The sequence below is a fragment of the Hoeflea marina genome (assembly GCF_003182275.1).
Lineage (GTDB): Bacteria > Pseudomonadota > Alphaproteobacteria > Rhizobiales > Rhizobiaceae > Hoeflea > Hoeflea marina.
This window is the reverse complement of the sequence record NZ_QGTR01000004.1, coordinates 502,997-516,875: the sequence shown is the minus strand read 5'-3', so window position 1 is coordinate 516,875 and position 13,879 is coordinate 502,997. Positions and strand designations below refer to the sequence as shown.

Sequence of the window (13,879 nt, the reverse complement as noted above, 5' to 3'; positions counted from 1 at the left end):
CCTTGCGCCATCATTGCTGACACTCCCTGTCAGCATGCCGCAGCCCGGTCGCCGTTTTGCCGCATGCTGCCTCTTTCCATTGCCGCGGACTCTGCCCATATTGCGGGCATGGCCAGATCCCCTTCCAAACCCGCCCGCCCCGTCTCCGACCGGGGCATCAATGACGAGTATGACGGCTTCGCCGAGGCGCCTCAGCGTCCGCTTTCCGGTGTGCCCGCCGGCGGCTCGATCGCCGACTGGGCCGCCGACCTGGCGCGCGAGGCCGAGCACGACGCCGCCAAGGCGCGGCGGCAGGCGGAAAACCGCGCGATCCGCTCGGCCGCCGGAAAGCACCGCTTGAAGGCGGCCAAGGGGCCTGCCAGCGACGAGCAGAGCGAGGAGCTTAAAGGCGGGACGGAGACTGCCGGAAAGCACCGCTTGAAGGCGGGCAAGATCAGCGTCGACGAGGCTGCGGCTACGCCGCCGAAGCCCGTGGCCCGGAGGTCGGCCGGTTCGGACGCCGAAACTGGAAAATTGACCGGCGGGGCGAAGAAACGGGCCCCCACCGGTGCCGAGGCCGAAGCCGAGAAGCTCAAGGGCGGGGCCAAGAAGACCGCGCGCGGCACCTCGATCGGCGGGTCGAACAATCCGCGCGAACGCGCCGCCGCAGGCCTCAACGCCGTGTCCGGGCTCGACATGTCGATGGAGGAGGCCGAGCACTCCGGCGCAACGTCGGCCAACACGGCCACCGTGCAGGCGCTGGCCGATCTGATCGAATCCGGCAATCCGCTGTTCAAGAACGGCAAGTTGTGGACGCCGCACCGGCCAGCGCGCCCGGAGAAATCCGAGGGCGGCGTGCCCTTCAAGATGATCACCGACTATGCGCCCGCCGGCGACCAGCCCACCGCGATCGCCGATCTGGTGGCCGGCGCCAATGAGGGCGAGCGCAGCCAGGTGCTGCTCGGCGTCACCGGCTCGGGCAAGACCTTCACCATGGCCAAGGTGATCGAGGAAACGCAGCGCCCGGCGCTGATCCTGGCGCCGAACAAGACGCTCGCCGCCCAGCTCTATTCCGAGTTCAAGAACTTCTTCCCCGACAACGCGGTTGAGTATTTCGTCTCCTACTACGACTACTACCAGCCGGAAGCCTATGTGCCGCGCTCGGACACCTTCATCGAGAAGGAATCCACCATCAACGAGCAGATCGACCGCATGCGCCACGCCGCCACGCGGGCGCTGATGGAGCGCGACGACTGCATCATCGTCGCCTCGGTCTCGTGCATCTACGGCATCGGCTCGGTGGAAACCTACACCGCCATGACCTTCCAGATGACGGTCGGCGACCGCATCGACCAGCGCCAGCTCCTGGCCGACCTGGTGGCGCAGCAGTACAAGCGCCGCGACATGGATTTCCAGCGCGGCTCGTTCCGGGTGCGCGGCGACACGATCGAGCTGTTCCCGGCCCACCTGGAAGATGCTGCCTGGCGGATCTCGATGTTCGGCGACGAGATCGACGCCATCACCGAGTTCGACCCGCTCACCGGGCAGAAGACCGGCGATCTCAAGTCCGTCAAGATCTACGCCAACTCGCACTATGTGACGCCGCGGCCGACGCTCAATCAGGCGGCGAAGTCGATCCGCGAGGAGCTAAAGGCCCGTCTCGCCGAGCTGGAAAAGGCCGGCCGGGTGCTGGAGGCGCAGCGGCTCGAGCAGCGCACCCGCTTCGATCTCGAGATGCTCGAGGCCACCGGCGTCTGCCAGGGCATCGAAAACTACTCCCGTTACCTGACCGGGCGGGCTCCGGGAGAACCGCCGCCGACCCTGTTCGAATACATCCCCGACAACGCGCTTTTGTTCATCGACGAGAGCCACGTCACCATCCCGCAGATCGGCGGCATGTATCGCGGCGACTTTCGCCGCAAGGCGACGCTGGCCGAATACGGCTTCCGGCTGCCCTCCTGCCTCGACAACCGGCCGCTCCGCTTCGAGGAATGGGACGCGATGCGGCCCGCCACCGTCGCCGTCTCGGCGACGCCGTCGAACTGGGAGATGGAGCAGGCCGGCGGCGTGTTTGCCGAGCAGGTCATCCGCCCCACCGGGCTGATCGACCCGCCGGTCGAGGTGCGGCCGGCGAAGAGCCAGGTCGATGACGTGCTGGGCGAGATCCGCGCCACCGCCCAGGCCGGCTACCGGGTGCTGTGCACGGTCCTGACCAAGCGCATGGCCGAGGACCTGACCGAATACCTGCACGAGCAGGGGGTGCGGGTGCGCTACATGCATTCCGACATCGACACGCTGGAGCGCATCGAGATCATCCGCGACCTGCGGCTCGGCGCCTTCGACGTGCTGGTCGGCATCAACCTGCTGCGCGAGGGGCTCGACATCCCGGAATGCGCGCTGGTCGCCATCCTCGATGCCGACAAGGAGGGTTTTCTGCGCTCCGAGACCTCGCTGATCCAGACCATCGGCCGGGCGGCGCGCAATGTCGACGGCAAGGTCATCCTCTACGCCGACAAGATCACCGGCTCGATGGAACGCGCCATGGAGGAGACCAAGCGCCGCCGCGCCAAGCAGGAGGAGTACAACACCGCCCACGGCATCACCCCGGCCTCGGTCAAGTCCCGCATCAACGACATTCTGGATTCGGTCTACGAGCGCGACCATGTCCGCGCCTCCATCAGCCTGCCCGGCGGCCGCGGCCCGGCCGGCGGCGAGGGGGCGATGGTCGGCGCCAATCTCAAGGCGCATCTCGAGGCGCTCGAAAAGCAGATGCGCGACGCCGCAGCCGACCTCGACTTCGAGACCGCGGCGCGGCTGCGCGACGAGATCAAGCGGCTCAAGGCCGTCGAGCTGGAGCTGATGGACGACCCGATCGCGCGCAACACCGGCATCGACAACACGCAGGCGTCGCGGAAGGCCGCGGCGACGGGCAAGCCGGTGCGGGGCGGCAAACGCGAAGCCCTTTCCTCCCCCCAACGGGGGGAGGTGTCGCCAACGGCGACGGAGGGGGGGCCGACGGATGGGCAGACCCCACCCGACCCTTCGGGCCACCCTCCCCTGGAAGGGGAGGGAAAACCCGCACGTGCCGAACGCCCGATGCGCGGCCCCAGCAAGGAGCCGAACCCGGACATCATGCGCAACCGCGAGTCGTCCTATTTCCGCAAGAACGACCTTGACGAAATGACCGTCGGCCGCACCGAAAAGCCGCTGGCGACGGGTCCGTTGCCGGTCAAGCCGAAAGCCGGAGCCGCGAGCCCACTCTCCCCCCCTGTGGGGGAGATGTCGCCGCAGGCGACAGAGGGGGGTAAGCCGGCCCCCGACTCCGTGCCGCGCAAAACCGGTCTTGCCACCGACGACGGCATCCGCACCCGCGGCCGCATCGGCGCCGGCTCCTACGAGGACCCCGCCGACGCCGCCCGCCAGAAACGGCGGCCGGGCAAAACGGGACGTCCGGGACGGTAGGGGGATGCCGCTTTTCCTCCCCCGCATTCGGGGGAGGTGGCGGCGCAGCCGACGGAGGGGGGCCGGACGCGAATTCGAAGCCGGACATCACCCCACCCCTGCGGCACGCCCCCGATCCGTCAGTGGAAGTGCACCTGGCCGGTCTTTTTCTCCATGTGGCAGCATTGTCCGGGCGGCGAACTCTTGCGGCAGCCGCCGCCATGGGCGGAGGCGTAACCTGTGGACATCAGCGACAGGATCGCCAGCAAGGCCGCACATCGTTTCATCTCAAAACCTCCCGCTCGGTATGAGCTGACGCACCGTTTCATCTACGGGACGACATTGCAATGCTGAGTTGATGAAAGGACTTCCGCATATCGGGCACGTTGCGGGAAGCGGGCTGGCGTGGTTCGCAAGGGAGGGCGGAAGTCCGCGGCTCGGGTCTGCTCTCCTGCTCTTGATGTCGGCAAAGCCGGTGGAGGGCGAGACCGATCCCTCAAATCCCGCCGATCCGCTTAACCCGGCCCTAACCCGCGTCCGCTAGGCTCCGGTGACATCAATCGGACCTCCGCCATGAGTCTCACCGTCGCCATGAACACCTCGCTCTCGGGCATGCAGGCCTACGGCACCCGTGCGCAGGCGACGGCGAACAACATTGCCAATGCCGAGACTCCCGGCTACCGCCGGCTCGAGACCTCGACCGCGGCGATGCCCGGCGGCGGCGTCTCGGCGCGGGTCAAGGAGGCCGATGGCGGCGTCGATCTCGGCACCGAGATCCTCGACATGCGACAGGCCGAGATCGGCTTCGAGGCCAACGCCTTCGCCTACCAGGCAGGCGCCGACATGTGGGACGTGCTGATGTCGCTCAACCGCGACGATTCCCGCGACTGACGCCTGCCGCCCGGCGCGCGACGCTCTGCTTCGGAATGGCGGCAACGGGTCTTCCGGCTCGCGCTGAACCCACTCTCCCCCCTTGCGGGGGAGATGTCCCGGCTTGCCGGGACAGAGGGCGGCAGGCTGCCACGCCCTTCGATCGGTTCGCATGCATGGAGACATTGCCCCCCTCTGTCGGCTTCGCCGACATCTCCACCACAGGTGGGGAGAATGGCATCGTGCCGCGGCGCTGATCGGGCGGCCGAGGGTGGAACTGGTCGGCGATGGCGGCAATTTGAGTCAATTCCACGACAGCGTGTTCATCCGGTTCTCACGCGCCGATGCTAGACAGCGCCAGACCCCGACACCGGACCGCCTCCATGCTGATCACCGCCGCCCCGCCCGTTTCGCCCGCGCCGTCCCGCCGGGTCCCGGCCCCCTCGGTGACGACAACTCCCGCCTCGGTTCGCCATCCGTCGGCGGCGGCCGACCGCTCCGCCCGCATCGAGTGGCCGCGCGACAGCGTGCCGGCGCTCAATGCCGAGCTCATCGCCGCCGGCCGGACCCAGCTTGCCTTCGCCGGCAAGCCCGGCGTGCTCGACAGCGGCGCCGATTTCTGGGACATGCTGGCGGTCACGCTGGAGGCTGAGCGGCGGCGGGGCTGAGCGGCGCGGCACCGGGTTCAAGCCCGTCCCCGGACCGGCCGCTGCCGCCGGCGATCAACCACTCCGGTCGCGACCGCCGCAACAACCCGGTTGATAAAGCGATTTCCGCGAGCGTTTCCGGTGTGCCGGCGCAGGGCATCCGCCTTGACGACAGACCGGCAATTCCGTGCGCTTTTGAGATTTCCCGCCAGGCAAAAGCGATCTAGGGTCCAGGCCTGATCCGGAGACCCTCATGCCCGCTTGCGTCAATCTCATGCCCCGCCCGATCTTCCGCCTTGCCCTGATGCTGGCAGCCGCGCTCGCCGGCCTTGCCGCCGCGCCGGCGCGCGCCTGGGAACCGGTCGAGAAGGTGGTCCCCTATGCCGTCAGCGGCACGAGCGGCGCCGCGCTCTATGCCTCGATCGGCGAGAACGGCCCGGTGATCGGCGGCGACCGCCGCACCATCGCCCATACCACCTTCAAGCTGACCTGGACGCGCGACTACCAGAAGCGGGGCAAGGCCTGCGTGCTCGCCAGTGCGGTGCCGAAGCTCACCATCACCTACACTCTGCCCCGGGCCGGCAAGCTGCCGCCGACGGTGAAGGCGCGCTGGGATGCCTTCGTCGAGGGCATCGCCGCCCACGAGCGCGTGCATGGCGCACACATCATCGAGATGGTGCGCGAGATCGAGGCGGTGAGCCAGGGGCTCTCTGTCGCCGTCGACCCGAAATGCGAACAGGTCCGCGTCGTGCTGCAGGCGCATCTGAAGCGGCTGTCGGACCGGCAGCGGCAGCGCGGCCGCGATTTCGACCGCATCGAGATGGGCGGCGGCGGCAATATCCAGCAGTTGATCCTCGAGCTGATCAGCGGGCAGTGAGCGCGCCGTACCGGTCAAACAGCTTGCGCGCGGCCGGCAAATGCGGAATGCTGGCGGTTTCCTCGAACCCTTTGGATGTGGAGCTCACCGATGCAGACGCCGGACCATGAACCCATTCCGGCATCCGACCGGTCGACGATCCTGGAGCGGACGCTTGCCGGCGCGGTGCAGGACCAGCGCACCGTCGACGCCGGACGCAAATCCATCGCGCCGCTGCTCGACGGCATGAGCTTTTTCGATTCGGTGCGCCACGATGACGACCGCGGCAGCGTCACCGAACTCTACGACCCGCGCTGGCCGTGGAGCACCGAGCCGATGGTGTTTTCCTACATGTTCACCATCCGCCCGGGCATGGTGAAGGGATGGGGCCTGCACAAGCTGCACGAGGACCGCTATTTCGTCATATCCGGCGAGATCGAGCTGGTGCTGTACGATCCGCGTCCGGACTCCTCGACCTGCGGCAAGATCTGCAAGGTCTATCTGTCGGGCCACAGGCCGCGGCTCATCAACATCCCGCGCAATATCTGGCACGCCGATCACAACATCGGCACCGTCGAGGCGGTGGTGATCAATTTCCCGACCATCCCCTATGATCACAGCGCCCCCGACAAGTACCGGCTGCCGATCGACACCGACTTGATCCCATATGATTTCGGCGCGGCGAAGGGCTGGTAGCAGGTGACCCGCAAGCCGCTGTTCAGCGTGCTGATGCCGACGCACAGCCGCGTTGATGTCATCGGCCATTCGATCGCCTCGGTGCTGGCACAGGACGAGGCGGATTTCGAACTGCTGGTGGTGGGCGACGGCGCGGCGGCGGGCACCGCCGAACTGGTGGCCGGGTTCGGTGACCCGCGCATCCGCTATCTCGGCCTGCCCAAGGCGCCGGATTTCGGCTATGCCAACCGCAACGCCATGCTGCGCCAGTCGCGCGGCCGCTTCATCGCCTTTGCCGCCGACGACGATCTCTGGCTTCCCGACCATCTCGCCATCCTCGCCGCGGCGCTTGAGGGCGGGGCGGCGCTGGCCCACACCCAGGCGCTGTGGGTGTCGACCGACGGCATCGCGGCGCCGTTTCCGGCCAATCTTGAAATCGCCGACCAGCACCGGGTGTTCATGGAGTCGCACAACACGATTCCCGCCAGCTGCTTTGCCTATCGCGCCGACTGCCTCGAGCGGCGCGACGCATGGCCCGAGGACGTGGCGGCGGCCGGCGACTGGCGGCTGTGGCAGCGCATCATCCGGGAGAACCCGGACCGGCCGGTGGTCTGCTGCCCGGTGATGACGGCGCTGCATTTCAGCGCGCTGTGGAAACGCTCGCGCCATTCCGGCATGCCGCAGCTCGCCGCCTGGCTCGGCATCGCCGACACCGTGTCCTGGTGGCCTGCCGAGCTGAAGGCCGCCATTCCGGACGGCAGTACCGAACAGGAAGCCTATGCGGCGCGGCTATGCGCCGACCCGACCGGCTGGAGCCGCAGCATCCGCCGCGCCGCCGACGATGTCGCCGACCATCTGGCCTGGACCCATCTGCAGCAGGGAGCCGTTGATCCGGCCGCACTCCGCGCCGATCTCGCCGCCGCCCTATCGGCACGGGACGCGGCTCTGACCGAGCGGGATGCGGCGCTGGCCGAGGTTCAGGCCCTGCGCGCATCAACCAGCTGGCGGCTGACGGCGCCGCTCAGGGCGCTTCGCCGTCCGCGCTGACAACCGGCTCGACGCGCATTGGGGACAGTTTACTTTCGCCACCGCCCATGAGATCGGGCACCGTGCCAAAAGTAAACTGTCCCGACATCCGCCGACATCCGACTCCCGTCAGTTGCGGCGGCACATCCGGTCGGAGACCACGGCCCAGCCTTCGGCCTGCGCCAGGCAGTCGTTGGAGAAGATGCGGTGGCGGCCGTTCTGCTCGCCGCAGACCGGGGCGTAGATCTGCGGGCAGATGGCGTCGGACTGGCCGGGCCGGCCGGGACGGCCAGGGCGGTCGGGCCGGCCGGGCCGATCCGGACCGCGGCGGCATTCGCCGCCCGACACCACGTTCCAGCCGGCGCGATCGGCCTCGCAGGCATTCGGGAAGGTCTGTTCGCTGCGGCCCTGGCGGGCGCACACCGGCTGGTAGATCTGGGCGCACATCTGCGGGCCGGGGCGGTCGGGGCGCCCGGGCCTGTCGGGCCGGCCCGGGCGGTCGGGGCGGCACTGGCCGCCATGCATCACCCTTGCGCCGGAGGCGCGGGCCTCGCAGGAATTGGGGAAGGTGCGCTCGCGGCCGTACTGGTCGGCGCAGACCGGATCGTAGATGCGCGGGCAGATGGTGCCGCGTCCCGGCGGCGGTCCATTGTCGACCTGGACATCGCAGGAGGCGACGATGAGGCCTATGCCGGCCAGCGCCGCAAGCCTGAGAAGTCTCGTAAACCCGTTGAAATACTGTGTCATGACCTGTCTCCCGCCGTTGCCGTCAGACAACCACCATGGAGCGGCGCGGTCAAGCGGAAGTGATGGAGCCGCGCCCGCCGCGCGCCGCTGTTGCATCCGGACGGGCAAATGGGCATGGATGTCGGCGCGGGCGCAGGCCCGGCGATCGACAACCGGCGCCCGGCGCCAGGGAGACTTGAATGGACTTTTCACCGCAACTGGCCGCCACCGGGCTTTATGCCAGCCTCAACATGCTGATCCTGCTCTGGATCGCCACCGTGACCGGAAAGCTGCGCGCCCGCTACAAGGTCTCGATCGGCGACGGCGGCGTGCCGCATCTCGTGCGCATCCTGCGCGGCCATGCCAACGCGGTCGAAAACATGCCGATGTTCTTCGTGCTGCTCACGATCGGCGCCCTGATGGGCATGCCGCTCATCATGGTGCAAGTGCTCGGCGCGATGTTTACAATCGGCCGGGTGCTGCATGCCTGGCACTTCATCCAGGCCGATGCACCGGGCTGGCAACGCAGCGCCGGCTTCGGCCTCTCGGCGCTGGCGCAGATCCTGATCGTCGTGGGGTTCCTGTGGCATGCGGTGGAACGGCTGCTGGTGTAAAAGGCTTTGCGCTGAACGCTTTCGGCCCCTTGCGGGCTACGGCATTCACACATCGTTGAGGCGGGGGAAGCTGCGGCCGCCCTCTCCGCCGTCATGCCGGCCCCGAGCCGGCATCCAGCAGGCGAGCGTCCGCGAGCCGGGCGACTCGTTTCCTGCTGCCCGCGCGGAGTCTCCCGCGCCGCCGACGCGCCGCACGCCGACGCCTGATGTCCGACAACGCCCTCTCCTCCGTCATGTCGGGCTTGACCCGGCATCCAGCGGCTCGCGTCCGCGAGCCGGGAGACTCTTTCAGACCGTCCGCAAGCAGGGAGTCTCTCACCGCGCGGACGCGCGGTGGCTGGACCCCGGCTCGGGGGCCGGGGTGACGGTGCGGAGGGTGCGGGATATGCAATCTGCTCCACATCTTCACTCAGCCCCACGCTGTCAACACGCGCGGCATCTCCGAAATGTGTGAATCTCTTAGAGCAAGGGGGGAGACTGGCGTCGTGTCCCGGCCTCACACCCTCGACACAAACCCGTCCAGCACGCGCTTTTGCCCTGCGCGGTCGAAGTCGATGGTGAGCTTGTTGCCGTCGATGGCAGAGATGTTGCCGTTGCCGAACTTCATGTGGAAGACGCGGTCGCCGAGCGAGAAGGCCGACGGCGTGTCGGTGGCGGAGCGGGCGACCAGCTCGCCGTCGATGGTGCGGCCGCGCGGGCCGGATTCGCCATAGGCGATGCGCTCCACCGAAGGCCCGGAGCGGGTGCCCCAGTTGTCGCGGGTGGCGTCGGACTTGTTGGCCTGGGCCCGCTTCCAGCCCGGGGTCTCGTAATTGCCGGAGAACGGCTCGGCGCGGTCGAAGCGCGAGGCGCCATAGGGCCCACCGGACTGGCCGCGGCCGCCGTAGCCGCCATAGGAGCCGTCCGCCTCCGCCACCTCGATATGGGCCTCGGGGAGCTCGTCGAGGAAGCGCGAGGGCAGGGTGGACTGCCAGAGGCCGTGGATGCGGCGATTGGAGACGAACCAGATATGGCAGTTCCTCTTGGCCCGGGTCAGCCCGACATAGGCGAGCCGCCGCTCCTCCTCGAGACCGGAGCGGCCGCCCTCGTCGAGCGCGCGCTGGTGCGGGAACAGGCCTTCCTCCCAGCCGGGCAGGAACACGGTCTCGAACTCCAGTCCCTTGGCCGAGTGCAGCGTCATGATCGAGACGGCGTCGAGGTCGGGATTGTTCTCGGTGTCCATCACCAGGGCGACATGCTCGAGAAAGGCGCGCAGCGATTCGAAGGTGGAGATGGTCTGCACCAGTTCCTTGAGGTTTTCGAGCCGCGTCGGCGCGTCGGCGGCGCGGTCGTTCTGCCACATCTCGGTGTAGCCGGATTCATCGAGAATGGTCTCGGCCAGTTCGTGGCCGGGCGTGGTTTCCATCATCGCCTGCCAGCGGGTGAACATCTCCACCACGTCGGTGAGCGACTTGCGCGCCTTGGGCTTGAGCTCGTCGGTGGCGACAAGATCGCGGGCGGCGTCGAGCATCGGCACGCCGCGACCGCGGGCATGGTCGTGCAGCTGGCGGATGGTGGCGTCGCCGAGGCCGCGCTTGGGGACATTGACGATGCGCTCGAAGGCGAGGTCGTCGGCGGGCTGCGAGACGACGCGGAAGAAGGCCATGGCGTCGCGGATTTCCTGGCGCTCGTAGAAGCGCGGGCCGCCGATGACACGGTAATTGAGCCCCAGCGTGACGAAACGCTCTTCGAATTCGCGCATCTGGAACGACGCGCGCACCAGGATCGCCATGTCGTTGAGATCGTGGCGCTTGCCGTTGCGGTCGGGGCGCTGCAACTGCTCGATGGTCTCGCCGATGGCGCGGGCCTCCTCCTCGGAGTCCCAGCCGGCATGGACCTGAACCTTCGCGTGCTCGGGGTCGGACTGCTCGGTGAACAGCGTCTTGCCGAGCCGGCCCTCATTGTGGGCGATGAGATGCGCCGCCGCCCCGAGAATGTGTTCGGTGGAGCGATAGTTGCGCTCGAGCTTGATCACCTTGGCGCCGGGAAAATCCTTCTCGAAGCGCAGGATGTTCTCGACATCGGCGCCGCGCCAGCCATAGATCGACTGGTCGTCGTCGCCGACGCAGCAGATGTTGGGGCGCTCGGGCGCCGGGCGCTGGGCCAAGAGCCTGAGCCACATATATTGCGCCGAGTTGGTGTCCTGATACTCGTCCACCAGAATGAAGCGGAATTTTCGCTGGTATTCCTTCAGCACGTCGGCATGGGCGCGAAAAATGCGGATCGGGTGGCAGAGCAGGTCGCCGAAATCGCAGGCGTTGAGCGTCTGCAGCCGCGCCTGGTAGGCGGCAAACAGCGCCCGGCCCTTGCCGTTGGCAAAGCCGCGGGAATCGCCCTCGGGAATGTCGGCGGGCGCATAGCCCTTGTTCTTCCAACCGTCGATCATCTGCGCGAACTGGCGCGCCGGCCAGCGCTTGTCGTCGATGCCCTCGGCCTGGATGAGCTGCTTGACGAGCCGCACCACGTCGTCGGTGTCGAGAATGGTGAAATCCGAGCGCAGACCGGCGAGCTCGGCGTGGCGGCGCAGGAGCTTGACGCCGATGGAGTGGAAGGTGCCGAGCCACGGCATGCCCTCGACGGTGTTGCCGACGAGAACGCCGATGCGCTCCTTCATCTCGCGCGCCGCCTTGTTGGTGAAGGTGACGGCGAGGATCTGCGAGGGGAAGGCGAGGCCGAGGTTGAGAATGTGGGCGATGCGGGTGGTCAGCACCCTCGTCTTGCCGGTGCCGGCGCCGGCGAGCACCAGAACGGGGCCCTCGATGGATTCCACCGCGTCGGACTGCTCGGGGTTGAGCCCTGAAAGATATTGAGCCTGCGGCTGGCTCGCCTGCCGGGCGGCATTGCTGGCGGCGAGAGCGCGCGCGGCGATGCCGCCGCCTGCCGACCGGGGCGCCGGACGGGCGGGCGTGGCGGCGGGCAGGTCGTCGCCGAAGAAGGGGATGTCGTCGCTGGAATCGCTCATTGCCGGTGAATGTAGTGATTCGGCGGCGAAAGACCAGCGTTCGCGGTTCATTCCGGGCAGAACCGCCGCCGGCGGCGATCGACCGGGGCCCGTCGGCGGGCCATTCCTGCCAGCCCGGGCGCCGCCGGCAGCCCGGGCAAACGGGCAATGGCGAAGACTGTCCGCCTTCCACCGGCCGCGACGCGGGAGAGGAGTCGTTTCTGCGTCCTGGCGCTGCCGCGCGCGGGGAGTTAAAGCGGAGGGTTTCCTGCGGCGCGACCGGCGGGGACGGTCCCGGGCCCCAGACTTCGAGCGCTTCCGCCACCCTCTCCACGATCCGCGGCGGCAAAGATTCAGCTTGATTTCATGTGGCTGTTCCGGCGATATGGGGGCAAATATGGCTTGAATTCCCAGCCAGAACCGAATTCGCCGGCACGTGAGATCGTCGCCGCAGGGGGCGCAGATCGGGGCAGGGAGAGTTGCAGGCCCCTGTTACCCTTTCCAGAGCCCAGCAGGCCAAGGTCCACGCAGTTGAACGTCCCAGACATCGTATTCGATCCCCGCCGGCTTGCCGTTCTCCGATCCTACCAGGTGCTCGACACGTTGCCGGAATCGGGTTTTGACGACATCGTGCAGCTTGCCGCCCATATCTGCGCCACGCCGGTGGCGCTGGTCAGCCTGGTCGACGGCGACCGGCAGTGGTTCAAGGCCCGCACCGGCTTTGACGGCAGCGAGACCGATCTCACCCGATCGGTCTGTGCCCATTCGCTGGCCAGCCCCGATCTGCTGGTGATTCCGGATCTTGCCCTCGACCCGCGCACAAACGCCAATCCGCTGGTCGCCGGCGAACCACGCATCCGGTTTTACGCCGGAGCTCCGCTGGTCACCGACGATGGGGTGGCGCTCGGCAGTCTCTGCGTCATCGACCAGGTCCCCCGCCCGGGCGGACTGACCGGGCAGCAGCAGACCATGCTGCGGCTGCTGGCGCGGCAGGTGATGTCGCAGCTCGAGCTGCGCCGCGCGCTGGTGGAGCGCGATGCGATCCTGCTCGACAAGCAGTCCGCGGAGGCGCTGGAAAAGGTCACAGCCTCGCTCTACACGTCGCTGTTTGATGCCATCGACGCAGGCTTCTGCATCATCGAGATGAAATTCGAGGATGGAGCGGCTGTGGACTACCGTTTCGACGAGGTCAATCCGGCCTTCGCGATGCAGACCGGCCTGCACGACGCGCGCGGCAAATGGATGCGCGATCTGCATCCCGGCCACGAGCAGCACTGGTTCGATCTGTACGGCAAGGTGGCCCGCACCGGAGAGAGCATCCGCTTCGAGAACCCGGCGCGCGAGCTTGGGGACCGATGGTATGAAGTGCACGCCTTTCCCATCATCACCAGCGGCGGAAGCCGCAAGGTCGGCATCCTGTTCAACGACATATCCGACCGCAAGGAGATCGAGCTTGCGCGTCGTGAAACCGAACGAGTGCAGGAACTGGTCAATGGCGAGCTCAGCCACCGGATGAAGAACATGTTCGCCATGGTGCAGGCGATCGCCACCCAGACGCTGCGGTCGGTCCCCGACAAGGTGCCGGTGGAGGCCTTCACATCGCGCATCCACGCGCTGTCGAAGGCCCACGACGTATTGCTGCACCAGGACTGGACGGCCGCGCCGATCGGCGACATCCTCAAGGCGGTACTGGGGTCGCTGGAGCGGATCGACCGGTTCGAGCTTGCCGGCGACAAGGTGATCCTCGGCGCCCGGGCGACGCTGACCGTCGCTCTGCTGCTGCACGAGCTGACCACCAACGCAATCAAATATGGCTCGCTTTCCAACGACACCGGCAGCGTCGCGGTGAGCTGGCGGCTGGCCGGTGCCGGCGACGGGGTGGAGCTGGTGCTCAACTGGCGCGAATCGGGCGGTCCGGCGATCGGCCCTCCCACCCGCAGGGGCTTCGGCTCGCGTCTGATCCAGACCGGTCTGGTCGGCTCGGGCGGGGTCGACCTCGACTATGATGCCGCCGGCCTGCGTGCCGAGTTCCGAGCGCCGCTGGTGCAGGTGCAGCTCTCCTGAC

Annotated in this window: 11 protein-coding genes; 8 read left to right on the top strand and 3 right to left on the bottom strand. The window is 67.8% G+C overall.

Translation table 11 applies throughout. From position 1 onward, the window contains the following. Positions 1-108: 108 nt before the first annotated feature. Positions 109-3,441, top strand: coding sequence for an excinuclease ABC subunit UvrB (uvrB, locus tag DFR52_RS17850; protein WP_110033447.1), 3,333 nt, complete (start codon positions 109-111; stop codon positions 3,439-3,441). A 119-nt stretch (positions 3,442-3,560) separates the two neighbouring features. Here uvrB and DFR52_RS24620 read toward each other — a convergent pair whose 3' ends face one another. Beyond that, positions 3,561-3,707 (bottom strand): hypothetical protein, encoded by a 147-nt coding sequence (locus DFR52_RS24620; RefSeq protein WP_170132301.1) that lies wholly within the window; start codon positions 3,705-3,707, stop codon positions 3,561-3,563. A gap of 286 nt (positions 3,708-3,993) precedes the next feature. Here DFR52_RS24620 and DFR52_RS17845 point away from each other — a divergent pair, with 286 nt between their 5' ends. The 5 genes from DFR52_RS17845 to DFR52_RS17825 all read left to right on the top strand — a co-directional run bounded on the left by DFR52_RS17845 (position 3,994) and on the right by DFR52_RS17825 (position 7,515). Continuing rightward, positions 3,994-4,311: a flagellar basal body protein gene (locus DFR52_RS17845; RefSeq protein ID WP_110033341.1), complete on the top strand. Its 318-nt coding sequence runs from the start codon at positions 3,994-3,996 to the stop codon at positions 4,309-4,311. A gap of 362 nt (positions 4,312-4,673) precedes the next feature. Beyond that, a complete protein-coding gene (locus DFR52_RS17840; protein ID WP_110033340.1) occupies positions 4,674-4,958 on the top strand; it encodes a hypothetical protein in 285 nt (94 codons plus the stop codon). 232 nt (positions 4,959-5,190) lie between these two features. Further along, positions 5,191-5,814, top strand: a complete 624-nt coding sequence (locus tag DFR52_RS17835; RefSeq protein ID WP_425351220.1) for a DUF922 domain-containing Zn-dependent protease — start codon at positions 5,191-5,193, stop codon at positions 5,812-5,814. Positions 5,815-5,904: 90 nt separating this feature from the next. Next, a complete protein-coding gene (locus DFR52_RS17830; protein ID WP_110033339.1) occupies positions 5,905-6,489 on the top strand; it encodes a polysaccharide biosynthesis C-terminal domain-containing protein in 585 nt (194 codons plus the stop codon). A 3-nt stretch (positions 6,490-6,492) separates the two neighbouring features. After that, positions 6,493-7,515, top strand: a complete 1,023-nt coding sequence (locus DFR52_RS17825) for a glycosyltransferase family 2 protein (protein ID WP_110033338.1) — start codon at positions 6,493-6,495, stop codon at positions 7,513-7,515. 108 nt (positions 7,516-7,623) lie between these two features. Here the strand turns inward: DFR52_RS17825 and DFR52_RS25015 are convergent, their stop codons facing one another. Continuing rightward, positions 7,624-8,241 (bottom strand): Kazal-type serine protease inhibitor domain-containing protein, encoded by a 618-nt coding sequence (locus DFR52_RS25015; RefSeq protein WP_110033337.1) that lies wholly within the window; start codon positions 8,239-8,241, stop codon positions 7,624-7,626. Positions 8,242-8,420: 179 nt separating this feature from the next. On the opposite strand from DFR52_RS25015, the gene DFR52_RS17815 reads away from it, so the two are divergent. Continuing rightward, entirely contained in the window at positions 8,421-8,834 is a 414-nt protein-coding gene (locus tag DFR52_RS17815) for an MAPEG family protein (protein WP_110033336.1), read from the top strand. 496 nt (positions 8,835-9,330) lie between these two features. Here the strand turns inward: DFR52_RS17815 and DFR52_RS17810 are convergent, their stop codons facing one another. Then, the gene (locus DFR52_RS17810) at positions 9,331-11,835 is read right to left on the bottom strand and encodes an ATP-dependent helicase (RefSeq protein ID WP_110033335.1); all 2,505 of its coding nucleotides are present in this window, start codon (positions 11,833-11,835) and stop codon (positions 9,331-9,333) included. A 510-nt stretch (positions 11,836-12,345) separates the two neighbouring features. Between DFR52_RS17810 and DFR52_RS17805 the strand changes: the two genes are divergently transcribed. Beyond that, positions 12,346-13,878 (top strand): sensor histidine kinase, encoded by a 1,533-nt coding sequence (locus DFR52_RS17805; protein WP_245415389.1) that lies wholly within the window; start codon positions 12,346-12,348, stop codon positions 13,876-13,878. The last annotated feature ends 1 nt before the right edge of the window (position 13,879 follow it).